Consider the following 12,460-nt stretch of genomic DNA (forward strand, 5'->3'; position numbering starts at 1 on the left):
AGTAATCAAGAACAATTTGTTCTATCAATTTTAAACCATGTTTTACCATATTAATTTATCTTTCCAATTAGGATCAAAACCACTACCAGCATTTGCAACTGCCATATAATTAGCATAACCTTCAGCTAATAACACTTTGGGTAGTTTATCAAGCGCAATTGCACTATCTTTGATACCTTTTTTATTACTGAAATAAAGGTTATAGAGTACTACTGGAATATTTTCTTCAGGTAGCATGCTACCACTGAATTCAATATTGATATAGATATTGAGAGTGTCAAAGTATTTATAGTAACCATAAAAATATCCGCCATCTTCAGTATTATCACGCTCGTAACCCAATTTCTTTAAAACATCACGTAAGGTAAAACTATCGGTTAACCAACCTAAACGGTCATCAATAATACCATTTTTAAATTTACTCATATTGGGCAATAGAGCATCAAACTGCTCAAATAATGGGTTTACTTTGTAATCTTTAAGATGCGCTTGCCATATTGCTATATAATCACTAACATCACTATCATCACTATCATCACTTGATAGTAACACCACTGAATGGGCAACAGTAATAAATTGATTCTCATAGAGTAAAGCTTCACCATATTTAATCGTCTTAAGGTAGCCTTCTTTATTAGGCCTAAAACTATTGATGATCTGACCATTTTTATCTAATTGTAACCAAACTAAATCTTGAATTAATCGACTCACCAGTGGATGATGTTGTAAATATTCTCGCCAATCCTCCACTCGCCATCGACGCTCGGCACACATGGCTTGGTAAAAACGGTTAATTAAGAGTGACACCGCTACACTTTCTTCAATACCACAGGTTAACGCTAATATTCCTTTTGCTTTAATGGCTGAGCCAAGATAGGTTGTTAATGTTTCATTTTTAATTTCTTCAAAAACCTGCTCATAAGTTATATCTTTATAGTCAGAATAAAATTCTGGATAACGCTGATAACTTAAAATACGTTGTTGCAAGCGTTTATCAGCCTCTGAACTGGCTTTGGCTTCCGCCTCTTCCAGTGTTGGCGTTCGGGTATCTTGCTTAATGAAACTTTGTAAAATAAATTCGCCTAATTGCTGCTGACTTTGGGTGCTTAACAAGCGATTATAGATCGTTAACAGCGGATTAATTGGATCTTTTAATTTGAACGCTAAACAGATCCACCACTCAATAATTAGTGAATCTACTTTATCACCATTTTGCCAAGTTAATGTTGGTATTAAGTTAAAATCAAACCAATCAAGTCCGGCGGGTATTTTACCTTTTAAGCCTTGTTGGGCATCCGCCAATAACTTTTTCGGGGTTAAGTGCTGACTAATGTCTTCACCGATTTTTTCCAATGCTACCAATATCGCCGCTTGTACTGTTTTGCATTTCTCATTTTTTAGCGCAGCATTTAATGCATTAATTGAGCTTTTTTGTCCTAACTCAGCCAACCAATTAGCTGCGGCAACACGTACCTTTTGTTTCGGAGAAGATAAAGCTTGTTCAACTTGAATATGTATATTGGGGATCGGTTTTAAAGCATCTTGCGCTGCATATCGTACTTGATTATCTATATCGGGGATCAGTCTTAAGATAAAATATGGTTGCTCTTGTGTATATTTACTTTCGTTTAAAGCTAATTCAAACAGGTAAGCGACATATTTCGCTGGAATCGTTGGAAACATCTTTAATATTTTTATGGGACAAACTTTATAAATAATACGATCTTTTAATGTTAGTTGAGGAACTAAACCCAATGCTTCATCAATTAAAAATTCATTTTCAGCAAAAAAAGCCCATAATTTATAGGGTTCATTCTCATAAATGTTATGAAAATAATCACTAGATAAAAACACCCAAGCGATTTCATACTTAACATCCGGAATAATATTAATTTTTAACAACACATCAGCTACTTGTCTAAGATCGAAATTTTTAACAATGTCATATTTTGTATATACATTTTGAAAATAGAAATAATCATGTCTATCTTCAATTAAGAGTGTCATTCGAAATAAGTGGTATAAAGAAAATTCAGGTAAAGTTGATAGTCGATCTTTAGTAGCTAAAAAACTAAAATCAATTTTCTTATCAAGTTTTTTGAATAATGTTGAGTAGTCGATTTTACCATTCAAATAATCAAAGATAATATCCAGAGACTTTGATGTCACTGTTTGCAACAATTTATAACGGTTTTTTTCATAATCCCATGATGTATTATTTTCTCTGTTTTCCGCTAGCTCATTTTCCATCAATTTTTTACATTCGATAAGATGTTCGTTAAAATTCTGCTGTAAAATATTACGAGCTGTGATTGGCAATGGCGTGTCAACAAGTGGTTCAAAATCGGGAATAATTAAATTAGCTTGCTGTTTAACTGTATTGCTAGTTTCTAATTTCAATAAAGCAATTTTAATAGTAGCAATAACTGTTTCATCTCTTTCGTTAGCTAAAGCCTGTTGTAAAATTATCGGTTCAAGAATGATTCGAGAGAGCAATATTGCGGCATGAGCACGCTCTTTAGCCACTCCTGAAGTTAAAAAGTGTTGTAATTGGGGTTGAATCAGTTCATGTGGTAAATTAAATAGCATTTCTGTGGCTAATTGGCTAACCTGCTTGAAAGAATTTAACGCCTGCATGGCAATAAAATCAACCAATTGCAACTGAAGCTTTGGATATCGTTGAATGTATCTAAGTTGTTCTATCTGCCCTAAAGGCGCTAAACCCAGTGAGGGGAGTTGTTTAAATAATTCAATGCGTTCTTGAATATAAGTCAATAACCCATCCAACTGCGTAAAATATCCGAAGAATCGATAACGTTCAACCGCAATAAAAGTAATATATTTACGATCAAAAATCGCGAACAGCAACTTATCGCCTAATCCTTCTTGTTCAATTTCAAGTAATTGATGTAATTGGTGGATTGACCAATTTTCACGGTAACAAATTTCGTCTTTACAATATTCTTCACAATAAGGTGGTAACTGAGTAATCAGTCCATCATATAACAGATAGATAAACCATGATGGGATTTGTTTACTTATATGTTTAATAAAACCTAAATGGTCATATAAAATGGCTGAAATCCGGGCAAATCGAATGATTTGCTCTGGTGTATAAGCTCTCATCCAAGACTGATAAAAATCAATACGGGCTTTTACCGATGGATGAGTTTTTGGTTCAAATTCATCCCATGTACTATAATAATCAGAAGGTCTTCTCAATAAGTCATAAACGTCATTAGCATTATCGGATATTTGGCATAATTTATCAAAATCGTCTAACACATCAAGTTCATCTCCATGCAAGATATATTGCGTTATCCGTTCTGGTAAAGACTTGTCTAATTCACTTAATGGGTTAAAGATAGTGATGAGCAGTCCATCATATAACAGATAGGTAAAACATGAGTGGATTTGCTTATCTATATGTTTAATAAAACCTAAATGCTCACATAAAATGTCAAAAAACTGGTCAAATCGAATGATTTGTTCTGGAGTATAAACATCCGTCAAAAGCTTATAAAAATCAATACGGCCATGTGTCGACGCATGAGTCTTTAATCCACATTCATCATTCCATAAAGTATAATAACCACCATAAGGTCTTCTCAATAATTGATAAATTTTATTAGCATTATCGGGTATTTGGCATAATTCATCAAAATCGGTCAATACATCGAGTCCATCACCATACAAGATATATTGTGTGATCCTTTTTGGGAAAGATTCGTCAAAGTTACTTAATCGGCCAAAGATTGTGCTAATTAAGTGTCTAGATTTATGTGGACTTGTTGATAATTGTTCAGTTGTTTTCATATTCCTTTGTTTTCTTATTAAGATTCAAATCTTAGGTATCCATTTATAATTTCAGCATATTTATAACTTTTAATCGCTATTCATTCCAATCTAATGTCGCCATTTAAATAAACATAAAACTATCTAAATCAATACACATCAATTCTTAATGTTTGATAAGTTTATTGGACGTTATCAAATAATGGCTACGAGCTGGAATTTTATATTCCTTATTATTTTTAGTTTTATTCAATAAATTTATTTTTTAATTTATTGTTTTGCATTATATTTTTACGCGATCCATTTCTGTTATCTACTTAAAACTAAAATGTTTAACGTCGAAAATGGTAAATAAGTATTACTACTTTTAGTAGCAATACTTTTGTACACTAATCTCGACAATCATATAACCCATAACCAAATCAAAGATGATATGTTTCATCAGATTTTGACCATGTTTTACCATATTAATTTATCTTTCCAATTAGGATCAAAACCACTACTAGCATTTGCAACTGCCCTATAATTAGCATAACCTTCGGCTAATAACACTTTTGGCAGTTTATCAAGCGCGATTGCACTATCTTTGAAGCCTTTTTTATTGCTGAAATAAAGGTTATAGAGTACTGCTGGAATCTTTTCTTCAGGTAGCATGCTGCCACTGAATTCAATATTGATATAGATATTGAGACTGTTAAAGTATTTATAGTAACTATAAAAATATCCGCCATCTTCAGAATTATCACGCTCGTAACCCAATTTTTTTAAAACATCACGTAAGGTAAAACTATCCGTTAACCAACCTAAACGATCATCAATAATACCATCTTTAAATTTGCTCATATCGGATAATAGAGCACCAAACTGCTCAAACAATGGATTTACTTTGTAATCTTTAAGATGCGCTTGCCATTTTGCCGTATCATCACTTGATAGTAACGCTGAATGGGCTACGGTAATAAAGTGATTTTGATCAAGTAAAATTTCGTCATCTTGATTGGTTATTAAACTGCCATCCTCAGTTGGTCTAAAACTATTGACAATCTGACCATTATTGTCTAATTCCAACCATACTAAACGTTGAATCAATCGTCCCACAATTGGATGTGGTTGCAGATATTTTTGCCAATCTTCCACTCGCCATTGACGCTCGGCACACATGGCTTCATAAAAACGGCTTATTTGCATAGTGAGTAATTGATTAAGTTCTTTTTTACTGTTGCTGAACTGTTTTTTTGCTTCTTTGACGAGTTCAGCATTTTCGCTTTTACGTGCTTCTGGTAATGCTTTGATCTTTTCTCCATCCGCATTTTTTAATTGCCACTTAAATTTATCATCTAAACTAGCAATAAAGGTACGCTCACCGTAATCAAGAATTAACAGACCATTATCATCTAACCCTGCGGTCGATATGGTGCGATCGGCCAGTTCATCAGTAGTCCAGCCTAAGCGCTCGGCAATACGTTCTACCAAGTGTCTGGCTTTTTCTTGAATGGATGCCGTACGATAGCGACGCGCTAATGATAGTAATAGTTGAATGATCATCGGATCATCACTGTTTGCCAGTGGATCAAGCATTGCTTCAATTTGAGCTCGACGTTGGTAATGATTTTTCATAAAACTACTTAAGAGTGACACAGCAACCTGGCCTTCAATACCACAAGTTAAAGCTAACATTCCTTTTGCTTTAATGGCTGTGCCAAGATAGATTGCTAATGTCTCTTTTTTGATTTCTTCAAAAACCTGCTCATAAGTAATATTTTTATAGTGGGGATAAAGATCCGGATAACGTTTATAATCTGCAATATATTGCCGCAATCGCATATTAGCTTCTAAACCAGCTTTGCCTTCTGCTTCTTCCAGTGATGGATTTAGCGTATCTTGTTTAATGAAACTTTGTAAAATAAATTCGCCTAATTGTCGCTGACTTTCGATGCTTAGTAATTGATTATAAATAGTTAACAGCGGATTAGCCGGATCTTTTAATTTGACCGCTAAACAGATCCACCACTCAATAATTTGTGAATCAACTTTATCACCATTTTGCCAAGTTAACGTTGGTATTAAGTTAAAATCAAACCAATCAAAATCAGCCGCTTTTTTACCTTTTAAACCTTTTTGGGCATCATCTAATAACTTTTTCGGGGTTAAGTGCTGACTAATATCTTCACCAATTTTTTCCAGCGCTATCAATATTGCTGCCTGGACTGTTTCGCGTTTCTCTTTTTTTAGCGCAACATTTAGTGCTTTAATCGAGCTTTTTTGTCCTAACTCGGCCAACCAATTAGCTGCGGCAATACGCGCCTCGAATTTTGAAGAGGATAAAGCTTGTTCAACTTGATTATGTATATTGGGGATCCGCTTTAAGACATGTTGCGCAGCATAACGTACCGGCTTACTTTCACCTAAAGCTAATTCAAATAGATAAGCGACATATTTCGTTGGAATCGTTGGAAAGAGTTGTAATATTTTTATGACACTAACTTTATCTAAACGATTAAGGACTTTTGGAGGAGCGAAACCTAATGCCTGATCAATTAAAAAATCATTTTCAGCAAAAAAAGCCCATAATTTATAGGGTTCATTTTCATAAATATCATGATAATAATCACTGGTTAAAAACTGTAAAGCAATTGCATATTCAGCCTCTGGATAGAAATTGAGTTTTACTATGACATCCGCTATCTGTCTTAGATCGAAGTTTTTTACAATATCATAACGATTGTATATATATTCAAAACAATAATTCCTATTGGAACCTCTAAGTAATTCATTGATTCGCAGTAAGTGAAACAAAGTAAATTCAGGTAAATTTACAAGTCGATTTTTAGTAACTAAAAAGTCAAAATCAACATTCTTATCAAATTCTTGCAATAATACTGAGCGTTCGATTTTACCATTCAAATATTCAAAGATATTATCCAACGACTTTGATGTCACCGTTTGTAACGGTTTATAACGGTCTTGATAATAGGTTTGTCGTCTTTTATATCTTTGGTTTTTCTCTAACTCATCTTCCATCAATGTTTTACGTTCAGTAAGGAACTCGTCAAAATTTTGATGTATAACATCTCGAGCAGTTATGGGCAATGGCGTGTCAACAAGTGGTTCAAAACTAGGAATAACTAACTCAGCTTGCTGTTTGGCTGCATTGGCCGTTTCTATTCTCGATAAAGCACTTTCAAGGGTAGCAATAACTGTTTTATTAGTCTCATTAGCTAAAGCTTGCTGTAAAATTGTCGGTTCAGAAATGATTCGGGAGAGTAATATGGTTGCATTAGCACGCTCCTTAGCAGAGCTTGAAGTTAAAAAGTGTTGTAATTGGGGCTGAACCAGCTCCACTGGTAAGTTAAATAGTATTTCTGTGGCTAATTTACTCACCTGTTTACAAGTATTTAACGCCTGCATGGCAATGAAATCAACCAGTTGCAACTGAAATTCTGGATATCGGTAAATGTAATTAAGTTGTTCTATCTGTCCTAAAGGCGCTAAACCGAGTGAAGGAAGTTGCTTGAATAATTCAATGCGTTCTTGAATATAAGTCAATAACCCATTTAACCGAGTAAAATATTGAAAATGATGCAAATAACTTTCAAAAATATTTTGACGGTCAAAAATTGCGAACAGTAACTTTTCGCCTAATCCTGCTTGTTCAATTTCAAGAAATTGATGTAATTGTTGGATTGACCAATTTTCACGTCTCTCAATCTTATCTTTGTTTTTGCTATAAGAGGGTAAAGTAGTAATCAGTCCATCATATAACAAATACATAAGCCAAGAAGGAATTTGTTCGCTTATGCGTTTAATATCACTTAAATGATCAAATAAAATAGCAGAAAATCGGGCAAATCGAATGATTTGTTCTGGTGTATAAGCATCCGTCCAATGCTTATAAAAATTAATGCGTGCTTTTTGCAACGGATGAATATTGTGATAATTATATAAACTATAAAGGTCAGCTGGTCCTCGCAATAATTCATAAATTTTATCAACATTAGCTGACTTTTGACATAGTTTATCCAAATCGGCCAACACATCAATTTCATCACCATGCAAGATATATTGTGTGACCCGTTCTGGTAAAGATTTGTCTAATTCACTTAATGGTTTAAAGATAGTATTGATTAACTGTTTAGATCCATTTGAGTTTATTGATAATTGTTCAGTTGTTTTCATATTCCTTTGTTCTCCCATTAAGGTTTAAATCTTAGGTATCCATTTGTAATTGCAACATATTTATAAATTTTAATCGCTGCTCATTCTAATCCAATTCTGCCATTTAAATAAACATAAAACTATCTAAACCGATATACATCAATTTTTAATGCTTAATAAGTTTATTGGGCGTTATCAAATAATGGCTACAAGCTGGAATTTTATATTCCTTATTATTTTTAGTTTTATTTACTAAATTTATTTTTTACTTTATTGTAATGCATTACATATTATTTGCACTCGACCCACTTCTATTATCTAATTAAAACTTAAAATGTTTAACATTGAAAATGATAAATAAGCACTACTACTTTTAACTGCAATCCATTGATACATTAATCTCGACAATCACAAAGCCCATAAAGCAATCGAGAATGACCTGTTTTATCAAGTTTTGGTCATGTTTTACCATATTAATTTATCTTTCCAATTAGGATCAAAACCACTACCAGCATTTGCAACTGCCATATAATTAGCATAACCTTCGGCTAATAATACTTTTGGTAGTTTATCGAGCGCGATTGCTCTATCTTTGAAACCTTTTTTATTGCTGAAATAAAGATTATAAAGTACAGCTGGAATATTTTCTTCAGGTACCATACTGCCACTGAATTCAATATTGATATAAATATTGAGACTATCAAAGTGTTTATGGTAACCAAAAAAACATCCGCCATCTTCAATATTGTCACGCTCGTAACCCATTTTCGTTAAAATACCACGTAGGGTAAAACTATCGGTTAACCAACCTAAACGGTCATCAATAATGCCATCTTTAAATTTGTTCATATCGGGTAATAGAGCATCAAACTGCTCAAACAATGGATTTACTTTGTAATCTTTAAGATGTGCTTGCCATTGAGCTATATCATCACTTGATAGTAACGCTGAATGAGCAAGTGTAATATAGTTATTTTCATCAAGTAAAATTTCTTCATCTTGATTCGTTATTAAACTGCTATCCTCAGTTGGTCTAAAACTATTGACGATCTCACCATTATTGTCTAATTCCAACCACACTAAACGTTGAATCAATCGTCCTACAATTGGGTGTGGTTGCAGATATTTTTGCCAATCTTCCACTCGCCATTGACGCTCGGCACACATGGCTTCGTAAAAACGGCTTATTTGCATAGTGAGTAATTGATTAAGTTCTTTTTTACTGTTGCTGAACTGTTTTTTTGCTTCTTTGACGAGTTCAGCATTTTCGCTTTTACGTGCTTCTGGTAATGCTTTGATCTTTTCTCCATCAGCATTTTTTAATTGCCATTTAAATTTATCATCCAAACTGGCAATAAAACTACGCTCACCATAATCAAGAATTAACAAGCCATTATCATCTAACCCTGCGGTCGATATGGTGCGATCAGCTAGCTCATCAATAGTCCAGCCAGAACGCTTAGCAATGCTTTCGACCAAATATCTGGTCTTTTCTTGAATGGATGCCGTACGATAGCGACGCGCTAATGATAATAATAGTTGAATGACCATAGGATCATCACTGTTTGCCAATGGTTCAAGCATCGCTTCAATTTGTGCGCGACGTTGATAATGATTTTTCATAAACGAACGTAAGAGAGATACATCAACCCGGCCTTCAATACCACTAGTTAAAGCTAACATTCCTTTGGCTTTAATGGCTGAGCCAAGATAGGTTGCTAAAGTTTCATTTTTGATTTCTTCAAAAACCTGCTCATAAGTAATATTTTTATAGTTAGAATAAAATTCCGGATCGCTTTGATAATATCCAATATATTGTTGCAACCGTTTATCAGCCTCTGAACTAGCTTTGGATTCTGCCTCTTCCAGTGTCGGTATTCTGATATCTTGATTGATGAAACTTTGTAAAATAAATTCGCCTAATTGTCGCTGACTTTGGGGGCTTAACAATCGAGTATAAATGATTAACAGTGGATGACTAGGATCTTTTAATTTGACCGCTAAGCAAATCCACCACTGAATAATTTGTGGATCAACAGCTTTACCATTTTGCCAAGTCAAAGTGGGTATTAAGTTAAAATCAAACCAATTAAGTTCGGTTGGTATTTTACCTTTTAAACCTTTTTGGGCATCAGCCAATAACTTTTTCGGAGTTAAGTGCTGACTGATATCTTCACCTATTTTTTCGAGCGCAGCTAATATCGCTGCTTGTACTGTTTCGCGTTTCTCTTTTTTTAGCGTAGCATTTAGTGCTTTAATTGAGCTTTTTTGTCCTAACTCAGCCAACCAATTAGCTGCGGTAATACGTAGCTCTTGTTTTGTAGAAGATAAGGCTTGTTCAATTTGACTATGTATATTGGGGATCTGTCTTAAAGCATTTTGAGCGGCATAACGTAATTGCTTACTTTCGCCTAAAGCTAATTCAAACAGGTAAGCGACATATTTAGCCGGAATCGTTGGAAAGAGTTGTAATATTTTTATGGCACAAACTTTATCAACACGATTATAAAACTCAGTGTTTTGTATAGGAGCAAAACCTAATACTTGATCAATTAAAGAGTCATTTTCAGCAAAAAAAGTCCATAATTTATAAGGTTCATTTTCATAAATGTCATGATAGTAATCACTGGTTACAAACGGCAGAGCAATTGTATATTCAATATTTTCAGTATAATTGATTTTTACCATTACATCTGCAATTTGTCTAAGATCGAAGTTTTTAACAAAATCATAGTTGTCGTATATTCTATTAAAATAAAAAATATTATCTTGACGATTGATTAATCGTCTCATTCGAAATAAATGAAATAAAGAAAATTCAGGTAAATTTGCTAATCGATTTTTAGTAAATAAGAATTCAAAATCAATTTCCTCGTTAAGTTCTTTAAATAATGCTGAGCGATCGATTTTACCATTCAAATAGTCAAAGATATTATCCAGAGACTTTGATGTCACCGTTTGCAACAATTTATAACGTTTTTTTTGATAATCCCATGATGTATTATTTTCTCTGTTTTTCTCTAGCTCATTTTCCATCAATGCTTTATGTAGAATAATAAACTCGTCAAAATTTTGCTGTATAACATCTCGAGCAGTTATGGGCAATGGAGTGTCAATAAGCGGTTCAAAATCAGGAATAACTAAATGAGCTTGCTGTTTGGCTACATTGGCACTTTCTAATCGAGTTAAAGCACTTTCAATGGTAGCAATAACTGTTTTATTAGTCTCATTAGCTAAAGCCTGTTGTAAAATTGTTGGTTCAGAAATGATTCGAGAGAGCAATATTGTTGCATTAGCGCGCTCTTTAACAGAGCCAGAATCTAAAAAGTGTTGTAATTGGGGCTGAACCAGCTCTAGTGGTAAATTTAGTAGTATTTCAGTAGCGAACTGATTTACCAGTTTTGAAGTACTTAACGCCTGGATTGTAATAAAATCAACCATTTGCAACTGAAGTTCTGGATAACGTTGAATGTATTTAAGTTGTTCTGCCTGTCCCAAAGGCGCCAAGCCCAGTGAGGGAAGTTGCTTAAATAATTCAATGCGATCTTGAATATAACTCAATAATCCATTTAATTGAGTAAAATATTGGAACTTATAACAATAATCGACACGAATATTTTGACGGTCAAAAATCGCGAACAGCAACTTTTCACCTAATCCCGCTTGTTCAATTTCAAGAAATTGATGTAATTGTTGTATTGACCAATTTTCACGACCAATAATTCCGTTTTTGTTATCTTCTTCACAATAAGTTGGTAACGTAGTAATCAATCCATCATATAACAAATAGATAAACCATGATGGAATTTGTTCAGTTATTAGTTCATTAGAATGCAAATAATCAAATAAGGCGGTTGTAACTCGTGCAAATCGAATTATTTGTTCTGGTGTATAAGCATCCGTCCAAAGCTTATAAAAATCAATATGGGCTTTTTCTAACGGATAATGTTCGAAGAAGAATTCATGTGTATGATAAAAAGCAGAGGGGGTTCGTAATGATTCATAAACGCTATTATGATTACTTAGTATGTGACATAATTTACCACAATCAAGTAACACATCATGTTCATCACCATACAAGATATATTGTATGATCCGCTTTGGCAAAGATTTGTCAAGTTCACTTAATGGATTAAAGATAGTGGTGATTAATTGTTTGGATAAGAGTGTTTTATTTAATAATTGTTTTATTTTTTTCATATTCCTTTGGTATCCATTTGTAATTGCAACATATTTATAACTTTTAATTACTACTCATCCCAATCCATCTTCACGATTTAAATAAATATCAAACTATTTAAATCAATACAAATTAATTTATAATGCTTAATAAGTTTATTGGACATTATCAAAATGGTTATGAGTTAGGACCTAATATTTCTTATTATCTTTATTTTATTTAATAAATTTATTTTTCACTTTATTGTAATAAATTACATACTATTTGTATTCGCTTCATTTCTGTTATCTACTTAAAACTTAAAATGTTTAATATCGAATATGATAATTA

3 protein-coding genes are annotated in these 12,460 nt (G+C 33.2%); all 3 read right to left on the reverse strand.

Annotated elements, in window-relative coordinates:
• Positions 1–42: 42 nt before the first annotated feature.
• The 3 genes from GAPWK_RS08490 to GAPWK_RS08500 all read right to left on the reverse strand — a co-directional run bounded on the left by GAPWK_RS08490 (position 43) and on the right by GAPWK_RS08500 (position 12,150).
• Positions 43–3,816: a DUF4132 domain-containing protein gene (locus tag GAPWK_RS08490; protein ID WP_025315809.1), complete on the reverse strand. Its 3,774-nt coding sequence runs from the start codon at positions 3,814–3,816 to the stop codon at positions 43–45.
• A gap of 438 nt (positions 3,817–4,254) precedes the next feature.
• The gene (locus GAPWK_RS08495) at positions 4,255–7,971 is read right to left on the reverse strand and encodes a DUF4132 domain-containing protein (protein ID WP_025315810.1); all 3,717 of its coding nucleotides are present in this window, start codon (positions 7,969–7,971) and stop codon (positions 4,255–4,257) included.
• Between the two features lie 444 nt (positions 7,972–8,415).
• Positions 8,416–12,150, reverse strand: coding sequence for a DUF4132 domain-containing protein (locus GAPWK_RS08500; RefSeq protein WP_025315811.1), 3,735 nt, complete (start codon positions 12,148–12,150; stop codon positions 8,416–8,418).
• Positions 12,151–12,460: the final 310 nt, after the last annotated feature.

This window comes from Gilliamella apicola (genome assembly GCF_000599985.1).
In the GTDB taxonomy this organism is placed as follows: domain Bacteria; phylum Pseudomonadota; class Gammaproteobacteria; order Enterobacterales; family Orbaceae; genus Gilliamella; species Gilliamella apicola.